Here is a 24,108-nt window from a genome sequence, read left to right on the forward strand (position 1 = left end):
GGGCTTGCTGCCGGCTGATGCGGTGGCAGTCCGGCCCGGCGCACGTCACGTCGCGGCCGCCCGGCGAGAGAGCCGGCGCGGCCCTTTCGCGGAGGTTTTCATGACCGTTCATTCCCCCATTCCCGGCGATGCCCCCCAGTTTCCCCTGATGCGCGAGACCATGCTCATCGGCGGCGCATGGGTGGATGCGGACGGCGGCGGGACCCTGACCGTCGTGAACCCGGCCACCGGCGATCTGCTGGGCACCGTTCCCAATGGCGGCGGCGCGGAGACGCGGCGCGCCATCGAAGCCGCCGCCAAGGCCTTTCCCGCCTGGCGCGCCAAGACCGCCGGCGAGCGCTCCGCGCTGCTCCACAAGCTGGCGGACCTGATCCTCGCGAACCAGGATGAGCTGGGCCTCATCCTCACCACCGAGCAGGGCAAGCCCCTGCCCGAGGCGAAGGGCGAAGTCGGCGCCTCCGCCGCCTATGTGCGCTGGTTCGCGGAAGAAGCCCGCCGCATCTATGGCGACACCATCCCCTCCCCCTGGGCGGACCGCCGCATCCTCGTGACCAAGGAGCCGGTGGGCGTGGTGGCGGCCATCACCCCCTGGAACTTCCCCTCCTCCATGCTCTCGCGCAAAATCGGCGCGGCGCTGGCGGCGGGCTGCACCGTGGTGTGCAAGCCCTCCGAGCTGACCCCCTATTCGGGCCTCGCCTGGGGCGTGCTGGCGGAGATGGCGGGCATCCCGGCGGGCGTCATCAACATCGTCATGGGCGATGCCAAGTCCATCGGCGCGGAGATGACCTCCAACCCGCTGGTGAAGAAGCTGACCTTCACCGGCTCCACCGCCGTGGGCAAGCTGCTCATGAAGCAGTGCGCCGACACGGTGAAGAAGGTTTCGTTCGAGCTGGGCGGCAACGCGCCCTTCCTGGTGTTCGACGATGCCGACCTCGACAAGGCCGTGGAAGGCGCCATCGCCTCCAAGTATCGCAATGCGGGCCAGACCTGCGTGTGCGCCAACCGCTTCTATGTGCAGGCGGGCATCTATGACGCCTTCGTGGAGAAGTTCGCCGCCGCCTCCAAGGCGCTGAAGGTGGGCAACGGCCTCGACGAGGGCGTGGTGCAGGGCCCGCTCATCGAGGAGAAGGCCGTCGCCAAGGTGGAGCGCCTGCTGAAGGACGCCCTGGACAAGGGCGGCAAGGTGGTCACGGGCGGGCATCGCCACGCGCTGGGCGGCACCTTCTTCGAGCCCACCGTCATCGCCGGGGCGACGCCGGACATGGAATTCTCCCGCGAGGAGATTTTCGGCCCCATGGCCCCGGTCTTCAAGTTCGAGACCGAGGAAGAGGCCATCCGCCTCGCCAACGCGACGGAATACGGCCTCGCCTGCTACTTCTTCACCAAGGATCTCGGCCGCGCCTTCCGGGTGTCCGAGGGGCTGGAATACGGCCAGGTGGGCGTCAATGCGGGCGTCATCACCACCGAGGTGGCCCCGTTCGGCGGCGTGAAGGAGAGCGGCTTCGGCAAGGAAGGCTCCAAGTACGGCTGCGACGATTATCTGATCAGCAAATATGTCTGCATCGGCGGCATCTGACGCTGGCAGGCCCGTGTAGGATCGCACCGGCCGGGGCCTATCCCGGCCGGTTTTTCTTTGCCTGCCTTTCGGGAGGTTCGGATGGCGTTGCGCATCCCGTTGGCCCTCGCGGCCGTCCTTGTCGCGCTTCCCTGCATGGCCGCGCCCCTTGCCGCGCCCCTTGCCGTGGACCTGCGCAACGAGAGCGAGCCTGTCCTGTGCGCGGAGAAGGACAATGTGGCCCTCTCCTTCTCATCCGCAGCCGTCCGGCGCTTTCGCATTGAGGCCGTCCATCCGGCCTATCTGGGCACGCTGGTGGCCGACCGCACCGCGCCGGACTGGACCCAGTGCGACATGAGCGGCGACCCGGCGGTGCCGGCGAAGCCGCGCACGGAGATTCTCTATTCCGATAAGCGTTTCCGCCTCGTGGGCTTCACCTATGCCTCGTTCTGGCGAGCACCCATCGTGCCGGTGCGCGTGGCGGGCCGCAGCTTTGAGGGCCTGCACATGGTGCAGCTCTTCACCACCACGCCGCGCGGGCGCTATGAGGCGCTGGTCTTCTATCCGCCCGACGGTTATTGGCGCGCCCGCCCCTTGCCGCCCGCCCATCTGAAGGAGGCGGCCTACGGTTCGTCCTTCCTGGTCGGCCCGGTGGAGGTGGACGGGCGCCCTCTGGTGCGCCTGAAGGACGTGGCGTTCGATCCCGCCACCGCCACCTTCACCCTCGGCTTCGCGGCCGGCGGATCCGCCGCCATGCGCATCGCCACCCTGGATACGGAACGCCAATCCCTCGACATCACGCTGTCGGCGGCCGTTTCCGCCCGTCCCTTCGCGGCGCTGCGCTCCATGTATGTGACCGCCTTCAACAATGACGCGGCGGCAGCGGCCTGGAAGCCGCCGGAGGCGAAGGGCTGGCGCGAGGCGCCCATCATGGATGTGCCCGGCGGCCCGGTGCTGGAACTGTGGGCCGGGCGCATCTCGCCCTCACGGCACAATACCAGCGCGCCGGACATGGTGTTCGGGCCGTTCGCGGGGGACTGAAAACATGACGGCCCCCTTCCCGGCTTGGGAAGGGGGCCGCCCGAAAGCGATCGATCACATGGCCTTAGCGGGCAGGATGGCGATATCGCGCACCGTGCCCGAGAGCCCGGCAATCTTGCCCGCCGCCGTGGCCGTGCCGGAGGTGAGGTCCACCTTGTAGAGCGTGTCGCCGGACATGAGCCAGGCGGCGTTGCCGCCACTGCCGTCCGAGACGATGTCGAAGGCGGCACCCTTGCCGCTCATGCCGAGCTTGCCCACGGTGTTCAGCACGCCGTCATTGGGCGGCGCCTGCTTCACCAGCGTGCCGGAAGCGTCGATGTCGAACAAAGCGGTCTCCTTCGTGCCCTTCACCGAATTGGTGTAGGCGCCGGCGACGATGCTCGGCTTGGCTTCCTTCATGGTGTCCGTGCCGGAGAAGTTCAGGTTGCCGTCCCGGATCACCTTCCCGTCGTCCACATTGACCCGCAGGTTCGTGCCATCGGAGCCGATGAGGCGCAGGCGGTCCGCGACGGGATTGAAGTCCACGGTGGCAACCACGCCGGCGGGCAGCATGCTCTCCAGCTTCGCCTTTTGCGTGGCCTTGCCGGTGGCGGTATCGATGGTCACGATGGACCCATCATCCACCACGGCATAGAGCATGCCGTCGGCGGGGCGCACGTCGATGCCGAGAATCTTGCCGGTGATGCCGGTGACCTTCCAGCTTTTCTCAGCCTTCTTGGCGGCGGCATCCACCATGACGATGGTGTCGTCGCCCGTCAGGGCGGCGACGGACTGTGCGTGCGCGGCGCCCAGCGCGACGGAGGACAGGAGGGCGGCGAGGACAGCGGACTTGATCATGATCGGTCTCCATTTGCCTGCCGGCGCTGCGAGCCGGTCCCGAGGGCTACACGCCAGCTCGGCGTCCGGATGCAGCGGCACATGAAAAATAATTCCGCCACCTGCGCACGGTGCCTGCATCCGTGACGCGCCCCGGCGTGTAACCTCCCTGGCCAGTGGGAGACCTGATGTCCGCAATGTCCGGTATGGATCACGCTTTCGATTTCGACGCCGCCCTTGTCGCCTGCGCGCGCGGCGAGCGGTCCGGCCTCCAGGCGCTCTATGCCCGCGAGGCGGGACGCATGCTGGGCGTCGCCCGGCGGATCGTGCGCCGGCAGGCACTGGCCGAAGAGGCGGTCCATGACAGCTTCGTCCTCATCTGGCGGCAGGCGGCCTCGTTCGATCCCGGGCGCGGGAGCGGGCGCACCTGGATCTATGCGGTGCTGCGCCACCGGGCCCTGAACATCCTGCGCGGGGAGACCCGCACGGACCTCACCGACGATTTCGAGCCGCTGGGCCTGGAGGCGCCGGAGGAAAGCCCGGAGGCGGCCATGCTGCGCCTTTCGGAATCGGGGCGCCTGCGCGCCTGCCTGGAGGGGCTGGAGGCCTCGCGCCGCGCCGCCATCCTGCTGGCTTATGTGAACGGCCTGACCCATGGCGAGCTTGCCGGACGCTTCGGCGTGCCGCTCGGCACCATGAAATCCTGGATCCGGCGGACGCTCCTCTCCCTGCGGGAGTGCCTCGCATGAGCGACCGGCCCCATATGCCCGACGAGATGGACCTCCGGGCCGCCGAATATGTGCTGGGCCTTCTCGACGGCCCGGACGAGGCACAGGCCACGGAGCAGCTGCGCACGGACGCGACATTCGCGAAGGCGGTGGAGCATTGGCGCCAGCGCTTCTCCGAGCTGGATTTCACCGCCGCCGAAGGCGCCGGCGACCCGGCGCTCCTCGCCCGCATCCTCGCGACCCTGGACGGCGAGGCGCCGGAAACGCAGGCAGCGGGCGCGCAGACGACCCGCCTGCATGTGGGCCCCGACACTCTGAAAAGCAGCGCCCCGCCGCCGCGAGCGGCGCCGCGCGCCCGGGCCGAAAGCCCCATCTCCCGGCTCTGGCAGAGCCTCGGTTTCTGGCGCTCCACGGGATTCGCGGGGGCCGCAGCGACCCTGCTGCTCGCCCTCGGCATCGCCTTCGGGCCGTTCGCCGCCCCGCCGCAGCCGAAACTGGTGGCGGTGCTCATGGGGCCGCAGGGCGAGCCCGCCGCCGTGGTCAACGCCTATGGCGACGGCACGGCGGACCTCATTCCGCTGCGCCCCATCTCCGTTCCGGATGGGCGGGTACTGGAAGTGTGGACCCTGTGGGATCCCGCGCGCGGCCCCGTTTCCATCGGTCTCGCGGGCGAGGCACGGCGCATCAAGCTGGATCTCAAGAACCTGCCGCGCACCGGCCCCGACCAGCTCTTCGAGATCACCCTTGAGCCCAAGGGCGGCTCTCCCATCGGGCGCCCCACGGGCCCGATCCTGATGAAGGGGACCACCAGCGTCGCCCTGTGAGGTGCGGGGCGTCACGGGCCGCCGGGCCTCAACGCTCGACGATGCGCCGCCCCGTCGGCCGCAGCGTGGCGCAGGCCGGGGTGCCGTCCGCCCCGGTGCCACAGACCATTGTTTCGATGATGCCTTCGCCCCTGGCCGCACGGTCCAGCACATCAGCCCCGATATCGTGGATGTCGATCTTCATCCGGCGGGACCAGGGCGAGGACGGGTCGCCGGCCAATTGGCCGATCCGGATATAGACGAACCTGCGCACCGGTCCCTCGCGGCGCACCTGATCGCCGAAGAATTTCGGCCCCGGTTCCACCCGGACCTGGAAATCGAATGAGAGCGCCTCACCCGCACCGGAGTGTTTCGCATCAAGCGGTGACTCATCCTTGGCTTGAAGGCTATGGAGCACGCCCACGACCGGCTGCTCGATAACGATCCGCATAGTGATCATGGTCCGATCTCATTTGATTGGGATCTGATCGACAATATATCCGAACGACCTGAGGTCGACAGAAGCGAAACGATGCCGCCGCGTGCCGTGGCGGGAGGAAATCCGGCCGGAACCGCCGCCGAAACCGGCCTGCCATTGTCTCGCCGGCTTCGTGGTGCTATTAGCGCGCTCTTCAAGAGGACGGCCACGCCGATCCAGCCGACCGGGACCCGATCCCGGAGGTTACCGCCCGACAGCGCCATGCGCCCTCGGGCGCGTTCGGCGTTGTGCGTATTCTCGCGAAACCTCTCTCCGGCGCAAGCCGGGGACGACCGGACGGACCCATGTTCGACAGCCTTTCCGACCGCCTTGGCGGCATACTCGATAAGCTCAAGCGGCGCGGCGCGCTCAGCGAAGCCGATGTCGGGGAAGCCATGCGCGAGGTGCGCCGCGCCTTGATCGAGGCGGACGTCGCCCTCGACGTGGTGCGCGGCTTCACGGACAAGGTGCGCGAGCGCGCCGTGGGCGTGGAGGTGGTGAAATCCGTCACCCCCGGCCAGATGGTGGTGAAGATCGTCAATGACGAGCTGGTCTCCATGCTCGGCTCCGACGCGGAACCCATCGACCTCAATGCCCCCGCTCCCGTGCCGATCCTCATGGTCGGCCTCCAGGGTTCGGGCAAGACCACCTCCACCGCCAAGATCGCCAAGCGCCTGACCGAGAAGGGCAAGCGGCGCGTTCTCATGGCCTCGCTCGACACCCGCCGCCCGGCCGCCATGGAGCAATTGGCGACGCTGGGCACCCAGGTGGGTGTCGCGACCCTGCCCATCGTGGCGGGCCAGAGCGCGGTGCAGATCGCCAAGCGCGCCATGGAAGCCGCGCGCTTCGGCAATTACGACGTGGTGATGCTGGACACCGCCGGCCGCGTCACCCTGGACGAGGCCCTCATGGCCGAGGTGGCCGAGGTGAAGGCCGCCACCCAGCCGCATGAAGTGCTGCTGGTGGCCGACAGCCTCACCGGCCAGGACGCGGTGAACACCGCGAAGGCCTTCGACGGGCGCGTGGGCCTCACCGGCATCGTGCTGACCCGCGCCGACGGCGACGGGCGCGGCGGCGCCGCCCTCTCCATGCGCGCCGTCACCGGCAAGCCCATCAAGCTCATGGGCACCGGCGAAAAGATGGACGCGCTGGAGGATTTCGATCCCAAGCGCGTGGCCGGGCGCATTCTCGGCATGGGCGACGTGGTCTCCTTCGTGGAGAAGGCCGTCGAGAATATCGACATCGAGAAGGCCAAGGCCACCGCCGAGAAGATGCGCAAGGGCGCGTTCGATCTCGACGACCTGCGCGACCAGCTCAACCAGATGCAGAAGCTCGGCGGCATGAACGGGCTCATGGGCATGCTGCCCGGCGTCGCCAAGGTGAAGAACCAGATCGCCTCCGCGAACATCGACGACAAGGTGTTCAAGCGGCAGGTGGCCATCATCGGCTCCATGACCCGGCAGGAGCGTCGGAACCCCAAGCTTCTCGACGCCTCCCGCAAGCGGCGCGTGGCGGCGGGCTCCGGCACCAAGGTGGAAGAGATCAACCGCCTGCTGAAGATGCACCGCCAGATGGCCGACATGATGAAGGCCATGGGCGGCGCCGCCGGCAAGCGCGGGCCGCTGGCGGGCCTTGCCAACATGTTCGGCATGGGCGGCGGCATGCCCTCTCCCGAACAGGTGCAGCAGATGGCCGAGAAGATGCCCGGCGGCCTCGGCGGCGGCCTGCCGCCCACCATGCCGGGCCTTGGAAAGGGCCTGCCCCCGAACTTCCCCGGCGGCCTCAGCGGCCTCGGCGGCCTGCCCAAGGGCCTGCCGGGCCTCGGCGGCCCAAAGAAGAAATGACCATCGCGCCCTCGGGCGCCTTGTCCTCAACCCGTGATGGCCCGGGACATGCCCGGGCGCCACGGACCTGAAACGTGAACGTGAAGACCTGAAAGGAAAGTCCCATGTCCCTGAAGATTCGTCTCTCCCGCGGCGGTACCAAGAAGCGCCCCTACTACCGCATCGTGGTCGCTGACGCCCGCTCGCCCCGCGACGGCCGCTTCATCGAGAAGATCGGCACCTTCAACCCGCTCCTCGCCAAGGATGCCGAGAACCGCTTCACCCTCGACGTGGAGAAGGCCAAGGCGTGGCTCGCCAAGGGCGCCCAGCCCACCGACCGCGTCGCCCGCTTCCTGGACGCCGAAGGCCTGCTGAAGCGCGAAGCCCGCAACAACCCGGAAAAGGCCGAGCCCGGCAAGAAGGCGCAGGAGCGCGCCGCCGAGAAGGCCAAGAAGGCCGCCGCCGCTGCCGCCGCCGAGGAAACCGCTTCCGCCGAGTGAGGCCGCATGCGGCCTTCGGGCCGTACCGTTCAGGTCTTTTCAGGGATGGCCGGGCCTTGCTCGGCCATCCCCGGAAAGCCTGCCGGAACCACTGACATCACATCCCCTCCCGCACGCGGGAGCGGGATATGCGCCGGGTCCGCCGGCCGCCCTATCCCTTTCCAGCCGAACCTGAGCGCATCATGACCGACCGCGTCCTCATTGCCCGTATTGGCGCCCCCCATGGCGTGCGGGGCGAGGTGCGCCTGTTCGCTTTCGGGGAAGACCCCGGAGCGCTGCGTGACTATGCGCTGACCGACGAGAGCGGCAGGCGCACCTTCCGCATCGCCGCGCTTCGCGCCGCCAAGGACCATTTCGTCGCCCGTCTGAAGGACGTTGACGACCGGAACACCGCCGAGGCGCTCACCAATACCGATCTCTATGTGTCCCGCGCCGACCTGCCGCCCGCCGAGGACGAGGACACCTTCTACCACGCCGACCTGATCGGCCTTGCCGTGGACGACCCGGCCGGGGCGCGGTTGGGGACGGTGACCGCCATGCATGATTTCGGTGCCGGCGACATCCTGGAATTCGCCCCCACAGAGGGCGGCACCTCGCGCCTCGTGCCCTTCACCAAGGCCGCCGTGCCCGTGGTGGACCTTGCCGGCCGCCGTCTCGTGGTGGACCTGCCGCCCGAGATCGAGGCGCGCGAGGGGGAAGGCGACTCCGAGTCCGGCGAGGACTGAGCACCCTTCATCTTCAGGAACAAGATGCGATGGTTGGTTGCGCGGGCGCGCAACCAACCTGCTACACGCCCGTCAGTGCGCGCTCGACCCGCCGATCCGGTCCGACCAGGCCAGGATGAGGCTGGAGATCACGAACACCATGTGGATGATCACCAGCCACATGATCATGGTGGTGTCCGTGCTGGGATTCATGTTCATGAAGGACTTGAGCAGCGCGATGGCCGAGATGGCGACGATGGACGCCAGCAGCTTCTGCTTGAGGCCCGAAAAGTCCACCTTGGTCATCCAGTCCGGCCAGTCGGGATGCTTGGCGGTGTCGATCTTGGACACGAAATTCTCGTAGCCCGAGAAGATGACGATCAGCACCAGATTGCCGGTGAAGGTGAGGTCCACCAGGGTGAGGACCCCCAGGATGACGTCGCTCTCGCTGGCGGAGACGGCATGGGTCACGAAGTGCAGGAGTTCGTGCCCGAACTTGAACATCAGCACCATCAGCGCGACGATGAGCCCGACATAAAAGGGCGCCATCAGCCACCGGCTGCGGAACAGGACGCCCTCCAACACTTTCTCGACCATCGCACCTCTCCGGCTCTGACGCCCGGAACCCGAGGCCCGCGCCTTGGATCCCGCCCGCGCGGCGCCTGAACGACGCCCGCCCGGCTCCGGTCTCAGACCGGGGGCCGACGGCATGGGTGCCAGACCCTCCGCCGGAGGGCAAGGGGGTTGCCGCAGCGTCAGACCGGCAGGGCGGCCGGTCTATTCCTTCACGGCACCGGTCATGGACGAGACGTAATAGTCCACGAAGAAGGAATAGAGGATCACCACCGGCAGCGAGCCGATGAGCGCGCCGGCCATGAGCGCTCCCCATTCATAAACGTCCGAGCGCACCAGTTCCGTGAGCACGCCCACCGGCACGGTCTTGTTCTCGGACGACTGGATGAAGGTGAGCGCATAGATGAACTCGTTCCACGACAGGGTGAAGGAGAAGATGCCCGCCGAGATCAGCCCCGGCACGGAGAGCGGCAGGAGCACCTTGGTGAGGATCTGCCAGCGCGAGGCCCCATCCACCAGCGCGCACTCCTCCAGTTCATAGGGAATGGAGCGGAAATAGCCCATGAGCAGCCAGGTGGAGAAGGGCACGAGGAAGGTGGGATAGGTGAGGATGAGCGCCAGCTTGGTGTCGTAGATGCCCAGCTTGAACACCATGAGCGCCAGCGGGATGAACAGGATGGAGGGCGGCACAAGATAGGCCAGGAAGATGCCCAGCCCTACCCAGCGCGAGCCGTGGAAGCGCAGCCGCTCGATGGCATAGGCGGCGAACACCGAGGCCACCAGCGAGATCAAGGTGGCGAAGAAGGACACCAGCATCGTGTTCCAGAGCCACCCCGGATAGGAGGTCTCGAACAGCAGGTACTTGATGTGCTCCAGCGTCGGCTCCACCACCCAGAGCGGCGAGTAATTGGCATAGTCCGTGAGCTGGAAGTTCGGCTTCACGGCCGTGATCGCCATCCAGTAGAACGGGAACAGCAGCACGAACACGAACACCAGCAGCGGCAGGAACACGGTGACCATGCGCCGGGGCAGGCTGTCCAGGTAGCTCATGCCGGTGGAATTGTCGGTAAGGGGCTGGTCGGTCATGAGTTGGTCCTCGAAGTCTGGTCGCCGCCGAGAGCCCTCTCCCGCTTGCGGGGGAGGGTTGGGAGGGGGCCGGCCACAGGCCAGAACCGCTGGGAAATGGGAAACGTCGCAGTCCCTCGCTTCGCTCGCCCCCTCCCCCACCCTCCCCCGCAAGCGGGAGAGGGAGCGTGTGGCGTGGAATGACGGCGCATCAGTCGCCTCCTCCCTGCTGCCACTTGCGCCGCTGCAGCCCGAAATAGCTGAACAGGATGGCCGAGAGCAGGAAGGGGATCATGGCCACCGCGATGGCCGCGCCCTCGCCCAGTTGCCCGCCGGGAATGGCCCGCTGGAAGGAGAGCGTCGCCATGAGATGGGTGGCGTTCAGCGGCCCGCCACGGGTGAGCACATAGATGAGCTGGAAATCGGTGAAGGTGAAGAGCACCGAGAAGGTCATCACCACCGCGATGATGGGCGAAAGCATGGGCAAGGTGATGTAGCGGAAGCGCTGCCACCCCGTGGCGCCATCCAGCGTCGCCGCCTCATGGAGCGAGGCCGGGATGGTCTGGAGCCCCGCCAGCAGCGAGATGGCGACGAACGGGATGCCACGCCACACATTGGCGGCGATCACCGACAGTCGGGCATTGGTGGTGTCGCCCAGGAAGTTGATGTTGTGGTCGATGAGTCCGAGCTTGATGAGCGCCCAGGAGATGATGGAGAACTGGGCGTCGAAGATCCACCAGAAGGCGATGGCCGAGAGCACCGTGGGCACCACCCAGGGCAGCAGCACCACCGCCCGGAAGAACGACTTGAACGGCAGGTGCTGGTTCAGCAGCAGAGCCAGCCAAAGGCCGAGCGCGAATTTCAGGATCGAGGCGCCCACCGTGTAGAGGAGCGTGTTGAACACCGCGAGCCAGAACACGCTGTCGATCCACAGCAGTTCGTAATTCTCCAGCCCGACGAACACGCCCTCGCGGCCGATGCGCGTGTCGGTGAAGCCGAGCCACACGCCGAGGCCAAGGGGATAGGTCAGGAACAGGACCAGGAACACGGCCGCGGGCAGCAGGAAGAGCAGGCCGAGCACATGCCGCCCCTGCCCGATGCCCGCCCACCAGCTTCTGCGCCCGGCTGAACCGGCAGTCACATCGGCCATAACGCGAAATCTCCACCGCGACCCGCCAAGCGGGCATGCCACCGGCACGCGAGGTGCCGGACAAGTCTTTCGGAAAGGGAAGCGCCGCCCCGTTGCCCTGACAGAACGGGGCGGCGCGCAGGCTCAGCCGCGATAGATGCGGGCTGCCCGCAACTCGGCGCGGCGTGCCGCCTCTTCAGGCGTGCGCTGGCCGGTGGCGGCCTCCGCAACCATGTCCACCACGATCCAGTCCGCCATGGCCGCGGCCGATTGCGGGCCGAGCGGCCCGGAATAGCCATTGGGCCGCAGCGTCTCGGAGGCGCGCGAATAGGGCTTGTGGATCGGATTGTCGGTCCAGACCGGGTTCGCGGCGAACGCCTTGAGCGTCTGGCAGCAATAGGCGCTCGCGCCCTTGATCCAGGCATTCATCTGCGGCGCGTCGAACATGAAGGCCATGTAGGCTTGCGCCGCCTGGGGAAACTTCGTGTACTTGAAGATGCAGGCCGAGGTGGTCTGGTGAAGCTCCGCTTCTTTGCCCACCGGGCCGATGGGGAAGTTGGTGGAGCGCATGTCCGCCGCCATGTCGGCGAGCTTGGGGTCGTTCTTCGCGCCGTAATAGACCGACACGCCGTTGGCGGTGACGGAGATTTCGCCGGCGAGGAACGCCCGGTTGTTGTTCACGTCGAGCCAGCTCTCCGTGCCCGGGATGAAGGTGGGATAGAGTTCGCGCATATAGCGCAGCGCCGCCACGGTTTCGGGGCTGTTGATGACCACCTTGCCGCTGTCGTCCACCATCTTGCCGCCGTGGCTCCACAGCACCCAGTGGCAGAAATTGTTGCCGTCGCCGACCCCGTGGCCGAGGGTGAAGCCCATGGGATGGCCCTTGGCCTTCAGCGCCTTGCCCAGTTCAAGGAAGGCCTTGATGTCCTTCGGGAACTCGCTGAACCCGGCTTCCTTCACCCAGCTGTCGCGATAGACCACCGCATTGCCGATGGTGGCGAGGGGCAAGGCGATGAACTTGCCCTGGTTCTTCGCATAGAGGGCGGGCGCGTCGTACCAGCCGCCATATTTGGCGCCGAGGCCGTTGGCGAGCGTGGTCACGTCCAGCAGCTTGTCGGGATATTGCTGGGCATCGTCGAACCACACCCAGACGATGTCCGGGCCGGAGCCCACATTGGCGGCCACAGCCGCCTTGGGGCGGATATCCTCCCAGCTCTCCTTGTCGATGCGCACCTCGATGCCGGTGGCTTCGGTGAATTTCTTGGTGTTGGCGATCCAGGCTTCCTCCTCGCCCTTCACGAAGGGCGACCAGCGCAGCACGCGCAGGCTGGCCCCAGGCTCGGGCTTGAAGTCAGGCATGGGCGCGCCCTGCGCGAAGGCGCCGGGTGTGAAGCCCGGAAGAGCCGCGGCGCCCGCAAGGCCCGCACCCGCCACCAATAGGTCGCGTCTCGAAATGGTCATGGCGTTCCTCCCAAACGATCTGTCGTCGTTCACTCTTCTTCCCCGCCGTGTCCGGTACCGGCACGGTCTTTGGGGTCGTCAGTCCACGAGGCGGGCGCCGCTCGCCTCGTCGAACAGATGGGACATGCCCTTCTGGGGCGCGATGTGGATGATCTCGCCGGGCGCGAGGGACAGGCGCTCGCGGAACAGGCAGGAGATTTCCTGGCCGCCCTCCCCGCCGAGGCGGGCCACCGCCAGGATCTCGGAGCCCGTGGGCTCCACCACGACCACCTGGGCCGGGGCGCCCCCCTCCACGATGCGGATATGCTCGGGCCGCAGGCCATAGACGGCGCGCTGTCCCGGCCTGGCCCCCACCATCCCCTCCAGCGGCAGGCTCGCGCCCCCGTCGCAGGCGAAGGCGTGCCCGTCGGAACCGACCGCGCCCTTGATGAAATTCATGGCCGGCGAGCCGATGAAGCCCGCGACGAACTGGTTGGCCGGGCGATCGTAGAGATCGAGCGGGGCGCCGATCTGCTCCACCACGCCGTCATGCATCACCACGATCTTGTCGGCCATGGTCATGGCCTCGATCTGGTCGTGGGTGACATAGACGGTGGTGGTCTTGAGGCGCTGGTGCAGTTCCTTGATCTCGGTGCGCATCTGCACGCGCAGCTTGGCGTCGAGGTTGGACAGCGGCTCGTCGAACAGGAAGACCTGCGGATCGCGCACGATGGCGCGGCCCATGGCGACGCGCTGGCGCTGGCCGCCGGACAATTGGCGGGGATAGCGATCCAGCAGATGGGAGAGGCCGAGAATGCCGGCGGCGCGCTGGACGCGGCTATCGATCTCGGACTTGGGCGCGCTGCGCAGCTTGAGCGAGAAGCCCATATTGGCCCCCACGGTCATGTGCGGATAGAGCGCGTAATTCTGGAACACCATGGCGATGTCGCGCTCCTTCGGAGGCACGTCGTTCACCACCCGCTCATTGATGAGGATCGCGCCGCCGGTGATATTCTCCAGCCCGGCGATCATGCGCAGCAAGGTGGACTTGCCGCATCCCGAAGGTCCCACCAGCACCACGAACTCACCGTCGCGGATGCTCACATCGACGCCATGGATGACCGCCGTGGTCCCATAGGCCTTCTTCACACCGCGAATCTCGACGGTTGCCATTCCCGCTCCACCCTTGGACATCCAACCCGAATGGCCGAAGATGCGGGCCGAACCCTGCTCCCCGGCCTTAGTTTTTGCGGCCGAACTGCGTCAACCGCGCCGCCCTTTGAGCGGGCGTTGCAAAGATCATGGTGCCGGGGCGGCGGCTGATCAAGCGATTTTTAAAACGATTGAACAAAAGGACTATATAGGAAATGCCCGCCCGGAACCCGTCCTCAAATCCCGAGTCATCCATGCCCTCAGACACCCTTCCCGTCCTGCTCCAGACCGGCCTCGTCATGCCCAGCGTGGTGGAACAGCAGCTTAAGGAGCGCTTCCGCCTGGTGGGCGCCGAAGGCTTCGAGGCGGCGGTGGCCGAGCATGGGGGCGAGGTGCGCGGCATCCTGACGCGCGGCGCGCAGCCGGTGAACGATGCCCTCATGGCACGCCTGCCGCGCCTGGAGATCGTCGCTAATTTCGGCGTCGGCTACGACACCGTGGATGCCGCCGCCGCAAGCCGCCGCGGCGTCATGGTCACCAACACGCCGGACGTGCTCAACGAGGAGGTGGCCGACCTCACGCTGGGCCTGCTGCTGGCCACCGTGCGCGAGATTCCCCAGGCGGAGCGCTTCCTGCGTGCGGGCAAGTGGACGAGCAGCGCCTATCCGCTCGGCACATCCCTGCGCACCCGCAGCGTTGGCCTCGTGGGCATGGGCCGCATCGGCCAGGCCATCGCACGCCGCCTCGAAGCCTTCGGCGTGCCCATCGCCTATCACAGCCGCAACCCGGCGCCCGGCATCGCCTATCGCCACTATCCCGACCTCATCGCCCTGGCGCGCGACGTGGACACGCTCATCCTCATCCTGCCCGGCGGCCCCTCCACGCGCGGGCTGGTGGGACGAGACGTGCTCGCCGCGCTGGGCCCGGACGGCATCCTCATCAATGTGGCGCGCGGCAGCGTGGTGGACGAACCCGCTTTGGTGGAAGCCTTGCAGAACCGCACCATCCGCGCTGCGGGGCTGGACGTGTTCGCCCATGAGCCCGAGGTGCCCCAGGCCCTGCTCGCCCTCGACAATGCGGTGCTGCTTCCCCATGTGGGCTCCTCCACCCACCATACGCGCGGCGCCATGGGGCAATTGGTGGTGGACAATGTGGTGGGCTGGTTCGCGGGCAAGGGGCCGCTGACGCCCGTGGCCGAGACGCCCTGGCCCCGCCCGTGACGGCAGGACGGCGCCTGGGGGCTCCGGGGAAACCGCAACTTCACGGGGGCGGCGGCGTGGGTTAGCGTTGGCCCATGCGGTTCGCGCCTGTCCTCTCCGCCCTCCTCCTCGGTGCCGCGCTGACGGCACCCGCCCTCGCACAGACGCAGGGAAAGCCGGACGCCGCGAAACCGGCGGCGCCGGCAAAGCCCGCTCCGCAGCGCCCTGCCCCCGCCAAGCCGGAACCGGCCCGGCCGCTGGCCAGCGCGCCGAAAGTGGACCCCGCTTTGCTCGCCGCCGCCCAGAAGGTGGCGGCCACGTTCCAACTGGCCAGTGCGGACGGCGCGCGGGCCTGCGCGGTGACATTGACCACCGATCCGGCCGGCAGCGGCTTCGCTGTGGACTTCGCCCGCGACGCCTGCGCGGCCCTTCCCTTCATGGCGCAGGTCGCCTCCTGGGGGCCCGACCCGTCCGGCGCCATTCGGCTGACCGGCGCGGAGGGCCGCACGATCGCCGAATTCACCGAGGCGACAGGGGGCAGCTATGAGGCCCTGCGGGACGGCGACGGCGTCTATTTCCTCGCCCCGCCCAGCGCGCTCCACGGCATCGAGGCGGCACCCGAAGAGATGTTGGGCGAGTGGCAGTTGTTCCGCGCGGTCGGTGCCCCCGTTTTGTGCCGCTGGACCTTGACCGACACACCGGCCGGCGGCGGGCGCCAGGTGCAGGTGGCGCCGGGCTGCAGCGCCCCGCTCGCGGAGTTCGCCGCCACCGCCTGGCGGCTTGAAGGGGGAAATGTGGTGGTCACGTCCGCCGCCGGACAGTCCCCGTTGCGATTCGCCAGGCAGGAAGATGGGACCTGGGCGAAGACTCCAGAGCGCGGCCGGCCACTGCTTCTCATCCGCCCGTAAACAGCCGAAAACGGCCTCATTTGGCTGACTTCAACGCTTCCTTCGGTTGAGCGACTTTCAGTTCCTCCACCTTGTTGCACAACTGCAACATTGAAAATCCAGCATTCATGCGGGTTTGTTTAATTATTGTGCAAATCTTGCCCGATTTTTCACATTGGAGAAGGTTCGGAAATTTGGTCTCAATCTGGTCAGAAATCCATTGGGGGTCCCCTTTATGAAGAAGCTTGCCGTCGCCGCTGCTGCCACCATGATGTTCGCTGGTGCGGCCTCCGCTGCCGACATGGCTATCCCGGTGAAGGCCGTGGTGGCGCCCCCGCCGCCCCCGGTGTTTGACATCGCCTTCGGTGTGACGGGCACTTCTGACTACGTGTTCCGCGGCATCAGCCAGACGAACAACAACCCGGCCATCCAGGGCTTCGTCGAGCTCCAGATGTTCGACTGGGTTTACCTGAACGTGTGGGCGTCCAACCAGAGCTGGGTTGAGAACTTCCAGGTCGATGGCAACAGCTCGCTCGAAGTCGACTTCGCCGGTGGCCTGCGCCACACCTGGGGCGCCTTCACCATGGATGTCGGCGGCGTGTACTACACGTTCCCCGGCGGCACGGACAGCGTCGGCCTCAGCTCCACCGACTACAACTACTGGGAAATCTACGCGAAGCCCAGCTATGTGGTCGCTCCCTGGCTGACCGTTGGCGTGAACCTCTTCTGGACCAGCGACATGTACGCCACCGGCACCGACGGCACCGCGCTGTCGGCGACCGCGAAGGTTCCGCTCCCGGCCTTCGGCCCCGGCGGCGACTTCGGCTGGTACCTGTCGGGTGAGTACGGCTATCAGTGGCTGTCCACCAGCGCCTTCAACTATGACGTGACCTACGTGGTCGGCCCGTCGGTCGTCACCGTGAACGAGCAGATCTCCGGCTACAGCTGGTGGAATGTCGGCGTCGGCTTCACCTACAAGGCCGCCACCCTCGATCTGCGCTACTCTGGCTCGGACCTCTCCGAGAACAACTGCGCCTACATGATCGGCATCTACAACGGCTGCGGCGACAAGTTCATCGCCTCCCTTTCGTTCGCGACTTCGCTGAACGCTCTCAAGTGACCTCGCCAGCGCGGCCTAGCCGCGCAGGCACCTTCCAAGGCGCCGCGCTCACGCGCGGCGCTTTTTTTATGTCTGTTTCGGCGCTGCAGATGGCCGAGCCGCCATCGGTGGGCATTGCCCCAGCGCACGACATGAGCCGTTCGGGCAGCGGCAATAGCCATGCCCGGCATCCCGTTCGCGACGGGAACGTCCTTCAAAGTTCAGATGAGCCGCAGGCCCTTGAGGCTGGCATGGCCGTCCTTGCCCACGATGATGTGGTCATGGACCTCGATGCCCAAAGGCTTGGCCATGTCGATGATGCGGCGGGTCATGTCGATATCCGCCCGCGACGGCGTGGGATCGCCGGAGGGGTGATTGTGGCAGAGCACCAAAGCGCTTGCCGAAACCTCCAATGCCCGCTTGATCACCTCACGCGGATAGACCGGGGCGTGATCCACGGTCCCGGTCTGCACCACTTCGTCGGCGATGAGTTGGTTGCGCTTGTCCAGGAACAGGACCCGCACCTGCTCGCGCTCCGCAAAGGCCATGGAGGTGCGGCAATATTCGATCACGGAACTCCAGGAGGAGAGAACCGGCCGGCGCTTCACCTGCCCGCGCGCGATGCGGTGGGCCGCCGCCTCCACCACTTTCAGCTCCGTCACCACGGATGCCGTGATGCCGGGCATTTCCTCCAGCAATCCGGCGGGCGCGCCGACCACCTCGGCAAAGGAGCCGAACCGGTCCACCAGCGCCTTGGCGATGGGCTTCACGTCACGGCGCGGAATGGCGCGGAAAAGCACCAGTTCCAGCAGCTCATAATCGGCCAGCGCAGCCGCCCCCGCTTCCCGGAAGCGCGTGCGAAGCCGTTCCCGATGGCCGTGAAAATGCGGCGCCGCCTCCGCAAGACCGTCATCGGGCTTCCCGGCCATGCGGGTCAGGCCGGGAAATAGGGCGGCTTGTGGTAGCCCTTCGGGCTCTCGGTGAAGATCTCCACGCCCGTCTCGGTCACACCCACGGCATGCTCGAACTGCGCGGAGAGGGAGCGGTCGCGGGTCACCGCGGTCCAGCCGTCGGACAGCACCTTCACATGGGGCCGCCCGAGATTGATCATGGGCTCCACCGTGAAGATCATGCCGGGCTTCAGCTCCGGCCCTTCGCCCGGCCGGCCCACATGCACGATGTTGGGCTCGTCATGGAACACCTGGCCCACGCCGTGGCCGCAGAAGTCACGCACCACGCTCATATGCTGCGGCTCCACGAAATCCTGGATGGCCGCGCCGATATCGCCCACATGGCCGCCCGGCTTGATGGCCGCGATGCCCAGCATCATGGCCTCATAGGTCACGTCGAGCAGCCGCTCGGCGCGCCGGGGAACGTTGCCCACCGCATACATGCGGCTCGAATCGCCATACCAGCCGTCCACCACCAGAGTGATGTCCACATTCACGATGTCGCCGTCCCGCAGGGGCCGCGCATTGGGCATGCCATGGCACACCACATGGTTAATGGAGGTGCAGACCGAGTAACGGTAGCCGCGATACATCAGCGTGGCCGGATAGGCCTTGTTGTCCATGGCGAACTCGAACACGAGGCGGTCGATCGCCTCCGTGGAGACGCCCGGCCCGATTAGGCCCGCCACTTCGTCCAGCGCCCGTGCCGTCAATTGTCCGGCCCGGCGCATGCCCTCGAAGCCCTCGGGGCCGTAGAGCTTGATGTGTCCGGTCTTCCGCAACGGCGCCTGCGCCGCCTCTACATAAGTCATGTCCCTGGTCCTGCCGGTGAAAAGGCCCCCGGCCCGCCATCTGAACCATGATTTAGGCCAAAGAGCCCGCAAAGCAAGACGTTCCAAGCGCGCGCCCCATCAACCCAGCATGGGCACGGCGTGCGCCACGGTGATTCCGTCAAGATCCAGGGCACAGATGAGACCCAAGGCCTCCACACCTGCCTCCCGCGCCAGATCGAAGGCGTGGCCATAGGCCGGATCAATGTCGCGCGCCAAGGCGATGGCGGAGGCCGAGCCGATCTGGCTCAGATAGACCATCACCGCGCGGGCGCCCCCTTGCGCCATGGCGGCAAGCTCCACCAGATGCTTGGTGCCGCGCGCCGTCACGCAATCGGGAAACTCGGTCAGCCCCGGACGCCGGATGAGGTGGACATTCTTCACCTCCACATAACAAGGCGCCCGCCCCTCCCCTTCCAGAAGAAGGTCGATGCGGCTGTTGACGCCGTATTTCACCTCCCGGCGCAGGCTGGTGTAGCCGGCAAGCGCGGGAATGGCGCCCGCGCGAATGGCCTCCGCCACCAGCGCGTTGGGATGCATGGTGTTGACGCCCACCAGTTCGGGGCCCGCGCCGAAATCCGCCTCCACCATTTCCCAGCCGAACGCGAGCTTGCGCCCCGGCGAGCGGGCGGGAGACAGCCACACCCGCGATCCCGGCACCGCAAGGCCCGTCATGGCGCCGGAATTGGCCACATGGGCCGTGGTTTCGCGTCCATCCTCCAGCACCACGTCTGCGAGGAAGCGCTTGTAGCGGCGCACGAGGCGCGCGGGGACGAGGGGCTCCGGGAAGCGCATCAGGCGCGCGCGTCGCTCCGGCCCTGAAGGCACATGAGGGTCTGCGTCGCCGTCGCGCAATGCACCCGCTCAGTGCCCGTCTCGGCGAACACGTCCACCCTCACGATGGTGAGCGTGCGCCCGGACCGAACCACTTCGCCCACCGCCACAAGGCGATCGCCGCGCCCGGGCGCCATGATGTTGATCTTGTATTCCACGGTCAGAACGGTCGAATCAGCCGGAAACAGCGTGAAGGCCGCATAGCCGCCGGCCGTGTCCGCCACCGCGCCCACCGATCCGCCATGAAAGAAGCCGTGCTGCTGCGTCAGGCTCTCGGAATAGGGCAGGATGATCTCCGCCCGGCCCGGCGCCAGGGCGCCCATCTGCGCGCCCATGAGGCTCATGAAGGGCTGGCGGGCAAAGCTCTCGCGCACGCGGCGCTCGAAATCGGCATCGGGCGGCGTGAAGGTAGGCATGGCGGTCATGGCACATCCAGGCAGGAAGACGCACGCATAGAGACGCAAGCGCGAGCGGGTGGCAAGCCGCCGCCCCGCCCTCTCAGGCCAGAGCGTTTCAGCCTTTCCATGGAAACGCTGAAACGCTCGCTCTCTTTGTTTTTCGCGTTTCCTTCACGCGAACCGCTTCACACTTCGCTTGGAAACGCTGTTGGCGTCAGGCCCAGAAGGCCCTGATCTTGGGCGCTTCGACCTTGGCCCGCTCATATCCGGTCTTCAGGGCCGGCTCGATCTGCTTGGGGTCCAGCAGGTTCACCCCCGGCGGCGTGCCCGCGATGATGAGCATCGCCTTGGTGCCGGTGGCCTCCAGGGCGCTGATCTCGTTATGGATATTGTGGGGGATGCCGCTGAGCAGGCTGCCCTCATAGCCATTGGTGAGCGTGATCACGAGGGCGCGCTTCGAGCCGGCCACGAGATCGGTGTGCGCCCAGCTCTTGCTGATGCCGCCATCCATGCAGAAGCGCTGCCCGAGCTGCGTGGGGCCGATGACGCCCGGAAGCGAGGAGCTGGCGCCCGCCGCATGGGCGAGCGGGATGGCGTTGCGGCGGGCCACATCCTGACGCACCACCAGCCGCTCGCCGGTGTAGCAATCATTGGAGGTGGTGAACATTTTGGGCGTCGGCCAGCTGGTGCGGCTGTCGCCGGTCAGCAACCAGGCGAGGCGCTCCACGCCGTCCCCGTTCAGCCGGTTGTCCGCCGCCAGCGCCGCGTGGCCGATGGCGCGGATCGTCTCCGGGTTGCCGTCCTTGACGGCGAAATTGATCTCCTGCGCCCGCTTCTGGCTGGCATTGGGCGCGGTCACGGGCGCAAGCTTGGCGAACAGCCCCGGGAAATGGCCGAAGAAGTCGAACTGGGAGAGCAACTGCCAGAAGCGGCCGGAGAGAAGCGAGGAGCCCATATAGGCCCCGGCCGATGTGCCCACCACCATCTCGGCGATGGTGGGGTCCACGCCCTGTTCCTTCAGACCGTGGAAGAAGCCGCAATACCAGGCCACGTAATATTCGCCGCCGCCGCCGAGCACGAGCGTGCGGTCGAGGGTACGGGCGAAGTCCGACGCCACCGGCTGCGCGGGAATGGGAACGGCGAGGCCGTCACCGTCGAACAGCTTGTCGGAGATGGAGGCCGCGAGCTGGGCGACCGGGCTGGCGGCCACCTGCTCCTCCGCCGCCTGCGCGGCGGCAGGCAGAAGGGAGGAGGCCGCAAGGCCCGCCGAGGCCCCAAAGATCTGTCTGCGGGAAATCATCCTGGCCTCCTGCGTCGCGTCAGCGGGCACAAGCTAGAGCGCCATGGTCCGGGAGGGAAGCGTCCGCGCCGCCGCCATCCCGGATCCGGAATGTCTCCAATGTTATGCGCGCAGCCGCTAAAGCCTGATCCATTCAGGTTGAAACAACCCCAGTGGATCAGGCTCTAACACATTGATAGAGGGCGATTCACGCTCCACCTCAAAGCACTGCGGTGCTTCGAGGTGGAGCGATCGCGCTCTATTGCACGAAGGTGTTGCGCAGCGTGCCGATGCCGTCGATGGAGACCTCCACCTCGTTCACCGCATCCTTCATGGAGCCGACGCCCAGCGAGGTGCCGCAGGCGATGAGATCGCCGGGCAGGAGCGTCATGTCCCGCGAAAGCATGGCCACCAGCCGGCGCGGGGAAAAGATCATGTCCCCCACCGCATAATTCTGCCGCTCCGCTCCGTTGAGGATGGTGCGGATATGCGCGCCGTCCGGCGGCGCCTGCGTGGTGATGAAGGGGCCGAACGGGCCATAGGCGTCGAAGCCCTTCGCCCGCGCCCATTGCGGGAAAGTGGGATCCTTGTTGAGGATGTCGGCGGCGGTGATGTCGTTGACGATGGTGTAGCCGAAGATATGGGCGTCGGCCTCGGCCTCGGAAATGTTCGAGGCCGCCTTGCCGATGACGATGCCCAGCTCGCCCTCATAGACGGTCTTGCCCTCATAGGCGGGCGGGCGGCGCACGGTGGCGCCGGGCGCGGCGGCGGTGGTGGGCGCCTTCAAGAGGTAGAGCGGCTCGGCAGGCTCTGCCACGCCCAGCTTCGCCGCCAGAGCGTGGAAGTTGTTCCACAGGGCGATGATCTTGGTGGGCGCGCAGGGCGCGTCCAGCTGAACATCGCCCAGCGCGACCCGCGCGCCGGTGGGCCGGGCGCCGGAGAACATGCAGCCCTCATGGACCGTGATCTCCTCGCCCTCCAGCGTGCCGAAGCCCGCATTGCCGCCTGCGTTGAAACGCACCCAGTTCGCCATCTTGTCCTCCCGCGGCGCACCGCCGGAGGGCGGGGCCTAGCTTTTGTTCTGAAGTGACGCGAGAAGCTCCCGGTGGCGGCGCTCCTCATTGTCCGAATTGACCACCATGACGGCCCAGATGGCCGCCGGCAGCCAGCCGATAAGCGTGATCTGGAGGACCAGGCAAAGCAGACCCTGGAACATGCGGCCCCGAAGCATCAGGGCCAGCCAGGGCAGAAGCACCGCGACGGCGAACATCATCTCCATCTCTCCCAGCGGAAGGATGAAGGATATGTGGGGCCGAACGGCGAAAGTGGAAGGGGCGCACGCGGCAACGGGGGGCTTCGCCCACATCCGGCCGGACAGGTCCGCGGCCCTTGATCAGCAGCAGAGGAAAACGACCCTCGCCCGCGTGCGGGCAAGGAAGGGGGAGTGCGCCACGAAAACGAGCGCCCCTCCCCGCCTCGGCCCTCTCCCGCATGCGGGAGAGGGGAGACGCAAGGCTTGCCTCAGACCGCGCGGGCCGCGTGCATTTCCTTGATCTGGTCGGCGCTGTAGCCGAGCTCGGCGAGCACCTCATCGGTGTGTTCGCCCAGCAGCGGAGAGCCCGTCACTTCCACCGACATGTCGGAGAACTTGATGGGGCTGCCGACCGTCAGGTACTTGCCGCGCTCCTTGTGGTCCACCTCGACGATGGTGCCGCTCTCGCGCAGCGACTTGTCCTCGGCGATCTCCTTCATGGTGAGCACCGGGGCGCAGGGGATGTCGAACTTGCGCAGGATATCCACCGCCTCGAACTTGGTCTTGTCGGAGAGCCAGTTCTCGATGATGCCGAAGATCTCGAAGATCTTGTCCTGGCGGGCAAGCGCGGTGTTGTAGGCCGGATCGTCGATCCACTCCTCACGGCCGAGCGCGCGGCAGATGGGCGCCCAGGCATGGCCCTGGATGGTGAAGTAGATATAGGCGTTGGGATCGGTCTCCCAGCCCTTGCACTTCAGCACCCAGCCCGGCTGGCCGCCGCCGCCCGCATTGCCGCCGCGCGGCACCACGTCGGAGAACTCGCCGTGCGGATACTGGGGGTATTCCTCCAGATAGCCCACGCGGTCCAGGCGCTGCTGGTCGCGCAGCTTCACGCGGCAGAGATTGATAACCGCATCCTGCATGGAGACGGCGACCTTCTGGCCCTTGCCGGTCTTGTTGCGCTGGTGGAGCGCGGTGAGGATGCCGATGGCCAGGTGCATGCCGGTGTTGCTGTCGCCGAGGGCGGCGGCCGACACGGTGGGCGGGCCATCCCAGAAGCCGGTGGTGGAGGCCGCGCCGCCCGCGCACTGGGCGACGTTCTCATACACCTTCAGGTCTTCATAATGGTGGCCGTCGGAGAAGCCCTTCACCGAGGCGACGATCATGCCGGGGTTCAGCGACTTGATGTGCTCCCAGGTGAAGCCCATGCGGTCCAGCGCGCCGGGGCCGAAATTCTCCACCAGAACGTCGCTCTCCTTGATGAGCTTCGTGAGCACTTCCTTGCCGGCCTGGGTCTTCGTGTCCAGGGTCAGGGAGCGCTTGTTGGAGTTCAGCATGGTGAAATAGAGCGCGTCCGCATTGGAGACGTCGCGCAGCTGCGAGCGGGTCACGTCACCGGAACCGGGACGCTCGACCTTGATCACGTCGGCGCCGAACCAAGCCAAAAGCTGGGTGCAGGCGGGACCCGCCTGGACGTGGGTGAAATCGATGATCTTGATACCTTCCAACGGCTTAGACATCTTCGCTTCCCTTTTTCTAAAGCGTTGATCCGTTTCCTCCCGGCCCGGTGCCC

The 24,108-nt window shown here is 66.9% G+C and carries 25 protein-coding genes; 10 read left to right on the plus strand and 15 right to left on the minus strand.

Annotated features, from left to right (window positions below):
* The first annotated feature begins 148 nt into the window (after positions 1-148).
* Complete coding sequence (locus EJJ38_RS12210; RefSeq protein WP_164738488.1) at positions 149-1,576, plus strand: NAD-dependent succinate-semialdehyde dehydrogenase; 1,428 nt, start codon at positions 149-151, stop codon at positions 1,574-1,576.
* Positions 1,577-1,657: 81 nt separating this feature from the next.
* On the plus strand, positions 1,658-2,596 hold the full coding sequence (locus EJJ38_RS12215; RefSeq protein WP_127090427.1) for a hypothetical protein: 939 nt from the start codon (positions 1,658-1,660) through the stop codon (positions 2,594-2,596).
* Positions 2,597-2,650: 54 nt separating this feature from the next.
* Here EJJ38_RS12215 and EJJ38_RS12220 read toward each other — a convergent pair whose 3' ends face one another.
* A complete protein-coding gene (locus EJJ38_RS12220) occupies positions 2,651-3,433 on the minus strand; it encodes a DUF4394 domain-containing protein (RefSeq protein ID WP_127090428.1) in 783 nt (260 codons plus the stop codon).
* Positions 3,434-3,600: 167 nt separating this feature from the next.
* Between EJJ38_RS12220 and EJJ38_RS12225 the strand changes: the two genes are divergently transcribed.
* Complete coding sequence (locus EJJ38_RS12225; protein WP_127090429.1) at positions 3,601-4,161, plus strand: sigma-70 family RNA polymerase sigma factor; 561 nt, start codon at positions 3,601-3,603, stop codon at positions 4,159-4,161.
* On the plus strand, positions 4,158-4,964 hold the full coding sequence (locus EJJ38_RS12230; RefSeq protein ID WP_245454225.1) for an anti-sigma factor: 807 nt from the start codon (positions 4,158-4,160) through the stop codon (positions 4,962-4,964). The genes EJJ38_RS12225 and EJJ38_RS12230 overlap by 4 nt, the downstream gene beginning before the upstream one ends.
* 28 nt (positions 4,965-4,992) lie before the next feature.
* On the opposite strand, the gene EJJ38_RS12235 is transcribed toward EJJ38_RS12230, so the two are convergent.
* Positions 4,993-5,403 carry a DUF5990 family protein gene (locus EJJ38_RS12235; RefSeq protein ID WP_127090430.1) on the minus strand — a complete coding sequence of 137 codons (411 nt, stop codon included), beginning with the start codon at positions 5,401-5,403 and terminating at the stop codon, positions 4,993-4,995.
* A gap of 323 nt (positions 5,404-5,726) precedes the next feature.
* On the opposite strand from EJJ38_RS12235, the gene ffh reads away from it, so the two are divergent.
* The 3 genes from ffh (at position 5,727) to rimM (ending at position 8,469) form a co-directional block, all read left to right on the plus strand.
* The gene (ffh, locus tag EJJ38_RS12240) at positions 5,727-7,265 is read left to right on the plus strand and encodes a signal recognition particle protein (RefSeq protein WP_127090431.1); all 1,539 of its coding nucleotides are present in this window, start codon (positions 5,727-5,729) and stop codon (positions 7,263-7,265) included.
* A gap of 104 nt (positions 7,266-7,369) precedes the next feature.
* On the plus strand, positions 7,370-7,744 hold the full coding sequence (gene rpsP, locus EJJ38_RS12245; RefSeq protein WP_127090432.1) for a 30S ribosomal protein S16: 375 nt from the start codon (positions 7,370-7,372) through the stop codon (positions 7,742-7,744).
* Between the two features lie 182 nt (positions 7,745-7,926).
* Positions 7,927-8,469 carry a ribosome maturation factor RimM gene (rimM, locus tag EJJ38_RS12250; protein ID WP_205666163.1) on the plus strand — a complete coding sequence of 181 codons (543 nt, stop codon included), beginning with the start codon at positions 7,927-7,929 and terminating at the stop codon, positions 8,467-8,469.
* A 72-nt stretch (positions 8,470-8,541) separates the two neighbouring features.
* Here rimM and EJJ38_RS12255 read toward each other — a convergent pair whose 3' ends face one another.
* From EJJ38_RS12255 to EJJ38_RS12275, 5 genes are all read right to left on the minus strand, one after another.
* Positions 8,542-9,045, minus strand: coding sequence for a TIGR00645 family protein (locus EJJ38_RS12255; protein WP_127090433.1), 504 nt, complete (start codon positions 9,043-9,045; stop codon positions 8,542-8,544).
* Positions 9,046-9,225: 180 nt separating this feature from the next.
* Positions 9,226-10,107 (minus strand): carbohydrate ABC transporter permease, encoded by an 882-nt coding sequence (locus tag EJJ38_RS12260; protein ID WP_127090434.1) that lies wholly within the window; start codon positions 10,105-10,107, stop codon positions 9,226-9,228.
* A gap of 190 nt (positions 10,108-10,297) precedes the next feature.
* Positions 10,298-11,236, minus strand: a complete 939-nt coding sequence (locus tag EJJ38_RS12265; protein ID WP_127090435.1) for a carbohydrate ABC transporter permease — start codon at positions 11,234-11,236, stop codon at positions 10,298-10,300.
* 123 nt (positions 11,237-11,359) lie between these two features.
* Entirely contained in the window at positions 11,360-12,676 is a 1,317-nt protein-coding gene (locus EJJ38_RS12270) for an ABC transporter substrate-binding protein (RefSeq protein WP_127090436.1), read from the minus strand.
* A gap of 78 nt (positions 12,677-12,754) precedes the next feature.
* Positions 12,755-13,828 carry an ABC transporter ATP-binding protein gene (locus EJJ38_RS12275; RefSeq protein WP_127090437.1) on the minus strand — a complete coding sequence of 358 codons (1,074 nt, stop codon included), beginning with the start codon at positions 13,826-13,828 and terminating at the stop codon, positions 12,755-12,757.
* A gap of 233 nt (positions 13,829-14,061) precedes the next feature.
* Between EJJ38_RS12275 and EJJ38_RS12280 the strand changes: the two genes are divergently transcribed.
* The 3 genes from EJJ38_RS12280 to EJJ38_RS12290 all read left to right on the plus strand — a co-directional run bounded on the left by EJJ38_RS12280 (position 14,062) and on the right by EJJ38_RS12290 (position 17,013).
* Positions 14,062-15,027, plus strand: a complete 966-nt coding sequence (locus EJJ38_RS12280) for a 2-hydroxyacid dehydrogenase (RefSeq protein ID WP_127090438.1) — start codon at positions 14,062-14,064, stop codon at positions 15,025-15,027.
* Between the two features lie 74 nt (positions 15,028-15,101).
* Positions 15,102-15,914, plus strand: coding sequence for a protease inhibitor Inh/omp19 family protein (locus tag EJJ38_RS12285; protein WP_127090439.1), 813 nt, complete (start codon positions 15,102-15,104; stop codon positions 15,912-15,914).
* A gap of 214 nt (positions 15,915-16,128) precedes the next feature.
* Positions 16,129-17,013, plus strand: coding sequence for a TorF family putative porin (locus tag EJJ38_RS12290; RefSeq protein WP_127090440.1), 885 nt, complete (start codon positions 16,129-16,131; stop codon positions 17,011-17,013).
* A 200-nt stretch (positions 17,014-17,213) separates the two neighbouring features.
* On the opposite strand, the gene radC is transcribed toward EJJ38_RS12290, so the two are convergent.
* From radC to frc, 8 genes are all read right to left on the minus strand, one after another.
* Positions 17,214-17,921 carry a RadC family protein gene (gene radC, locus EJJ38_RS12295; RefSeq protein WP_127090441.1) on the minus strand — a complete coding sequence of 236 codons (708 nt, stop codon included), beginning with the start codon at positions 17,919-17,921 and terminating at the stop codon, positions 17,214-17,216.
* Positions 17,922-17,926: 5 nt separating this feature from the next.
* On the minus strand, positions 17,927-18,754 hold the full coding sequence (gene map, locus EJJ38_RS12300) for a type I methionyl aminopeptidase (RefSeq protein WP_127090442.1): 828 nt from the start codon (positions 18,752-18,754) through the stop codon (positions 17,927-17,929).
* A gap of 99 nt (positions 18,755-18,853) precedes the next feature.
* Positions 18,854-19,567, minus strand: coding sequence for a DNA/RNA nuclease SfsA (gene sfsA, locus EJJ38_RS12305; protein WP_127090443.1), 714 nt, complete (start codon positions 19,565-19,567; stop codon positions 18,854-18,856).
* Positions 19,567-20,031 carry a PaaI family thioesterase gene (locus EJJ38_RS12310; protein WP_127090444.1) on the minus strand — a complete coding sequence of 155 codons (465 nt, stop codon included), beginning with the start codon at positions 20,029-20,031 and terminating at the stop codon, positions 19,567-19,569. The genes sfsA and EJJ38_RS12310 overlap by 1 nt, the downstream gene beginning before the upstream one ends.
* A 187-nt stretch (positions 20,032-20,218) precedes the next feature.
* The gene (locus EJJ38_RS12315; RefSeq protein ID WP_127090445.1) at positions 20,219-21,304 is read right to left on the minus strand and encodes a patatin-like phospholipase family protein; all 1,086 of its coding nucleotides are present in this window, start codon (positions 21,302-21,304) and stop codon (positions 20,219-20,221) included.
* A 238-nt stretch (positions 21,305-21,542) separates the two neighbouring features.
* Complete coding sequence (locus tag EJJ38_RS12320) at positions 21,543-22,316, minus strand: fumarylacetoacetate hydrolase family protein (protein WP_127090446.1); 774 nt, start codon at positions 22,314-22,316, stop codon at positions 21,543-21,545.
* A 36-nt stretch (positions 22,317-22,352) separates the two neighbouring features.
* Complete coding sequence (locus EJJ38_RS12325) at positions 22,353-22,556, minus strand: YqaE/Pmp3 family membrane protein (protein ID WP_205666164.1); 204 nt, start codon at positions 22,554-22,556, stop codon at positions 22,353-22,355.
* Positions 22,557-22,804: 248 nt separating this feature from the next.
* Positions 22,805-24,055, minus strand: a complete 1,251-nt coding sequence (frc, locus tag EJJ38_RS12330; protein ID WP_127090447.1) for a formyl-CoA transferase — start codon at positions 24,053-24,055, stop codon at positions 22,805-22,807.
* Between the last annotated feature and the right edge of the window lie 53 nt (positions 24,056-24,108).

Origin of the sequence: Aquabacter cavernae (genome assembly GCF_003993795.1) — a bacterium.
GTDB lineage: Bacteria > Pseudomonadota > Alphaproteobacteria > Rhizobiales > Xanthobacteraceae > Aquabacter > Aquabacter cavernae.

Bases quoted from the DNA above. Each gene is read 5' to 3' on its own strand.
- EJJ38_RS12280 (WP_127090438.1), top strand. From the start codon at position 14,062: ATGCCCTCAGACACCCTTCCCGTCCTGCTCCAGACCGGCCTCGTCATG.
- EJJ38_RS12310 (WP_127090444.1), bottom strand. From the start codon at position 20,031: ATGACCGCCATGCCTACCTTCACGCCGCCCGATGCCGATTTCGAGCGC.
- frc (WP_127090447.1), bottom strand. From the start codon at position 24,055: ATGTCTAAGCCGTTGGAAGGTATCAAGATCATCGATTTCACCCACGTC.
- map (WP_127090442.1), bottom strand. From the start codon at position 18,754: ATGACTTATGTAGAGGCGGCGCAGGCGCCGTTGCGGAAGACCGGACAC.
- rpsP (WP_127090432.1), top strand. From the start codon at position 7,370: ATGTCCCTGAAGATTCGTCTCTCCCGCGGCGGTACCAAGAAGCGCCCC.
- EJJ38_RS12215 (WP_127090427.1), top strand. From the start codon at position 1,658: ATGGCGTTGCGCATCCCGTTGGCCCTCGCGGCCGTCCTTGTCGCGCTT.
- EJJ38_RS12230 (WP_245454225.1), top strand. From the start codon at position 4,158: ATGAGCGACCGGCCCCATATGCCCGACGAGATGGACCTCCGGGCCGCC.
- EJJ38_RS12285 (WP_127090439.1), top strand. From the start codon at position 15,102: ATGCGGTTCGCGCCTGTCCTCTCCGCCCTCCTCCTCGGTGCCGCGCTG.
- EJJ38_RS12225 (WP_127090429.1), top strand. From the start codon at position 3,601: ATGTCCGCAATGTCCGGTATGGATCACGCTTTCGATTTCGACGCCGCC.
- sfsA (WP_127090443.1), bottom strand. From the start codon at position 19,567: ATGCGCTTCCCGGAGCCCCTCGTCCCCGCGCGCCTCGTGCGCCGCTAC.
- EJJ38_RS12260 (WP_127090434.1), bottom strand. From the start codon at position 10,107: ATGACCGACCAGCCCCTTACCGACAATTCCACCGGCATGAGCTACCTG.
- EJJ38_RS12220 (WP_127090428.1), bottom strand. From the start codon at position 3,433: ATGATCAAGTCCGCTGTCCTCGCCGCCCTCCTGTCCTCCGTCGCGCTG.
- EJJ38_RS12270 (WP_127090436.1), bottom strand. From the start codon at position 12,676: ATGACCATTTCGAGACGCGACCTATTGGTGGCGGGTGCGGGCCTTGCG.
- EJJ38_RS12235 (WP_127090430.1), bottom strand. From the start codon at position 5,403: ATGATCACTATGCGGATCGTTATCGAGCAGCCGGTCGTGGGCGTGCTC.
- EJJ38_RS12210 (WP_164738488.1), top strand. From the start codon at position 149: ATGCGCGAGACCATGCTCATCGGCGGCGCATGGGTGGATGCGGACGGC.
- EJJ38_RS12320 (WP_127090446.1), bottom strand. From the start codon at position 22,316: ATGGCGAACTGGGTGCGTTTCAACGCAGGCGGCAATGCGGGCTTCGGC.
- ffh (WP_127090431.1), top strand. From the start codon at position 5,727: ATGTTCGACAGCCTTTCCGACCGCCTTGGCGGCATACTCGATAAGCTC.
- radC (WP_127090441.1), bottom strand. From the start codon at position 17,921: ATGGCCGGGAAGCCCGATGACGGTCTTGCGGAGGCGGCGCCGCATTTT.
- EJJ38_RS12325 (WP_205666164.1), bottom strand. From the start codon at position 22,556: ATGATGTTCGCCGTCGCGGTGCTTCTGCCCTGGCTGGCCCTGATGCTT.
- EJJ38_RS12315 (WP_127090445.1), bottom strand. From the start codon at position 21,304: ATGATTTCCCGCAGACAGATCTTTGGGGCCTCGGCGGGCCTTGCGGCC.
- EJJ38_RS12275 (WP_127090437.1), bottom strand. From the start codon at position 13,828: ATGGCAACCGTCGAGATTCGCGGTGTGAAGAAGGCCTATGGGACCACG.
- EJJ38_RS12265 (WP_127090435.1), bottom strand. From the start codon at position 11,236: ATGGCCGATGTGACTGCCGGTTCAGCCGGGCGCAGAAGCTGGTGGGCG.
- EJJ38_RS12290 (WP_127090440.1), top strand. From the start codon at position 16,129: ATGAAGAAGCTTGCCGTCGCCGCTGCTGCCACCATGATGTTCGCTGGT.
- rimM (WP_205666163.1), top strand. From the start codon at position 7,927: ATGACCGACCGCGTCCTCATTGCCCGTATTGGCGCCCCCCATGGCGTG.
- EJJ38_RS12255 (WP_127090433.1), bottom strand. From the start codon at position 9,045: ATGGTCGAGAAAGTGTTGGAGGGCGTCCTGTTCCGCAGCCGGTGGCTG.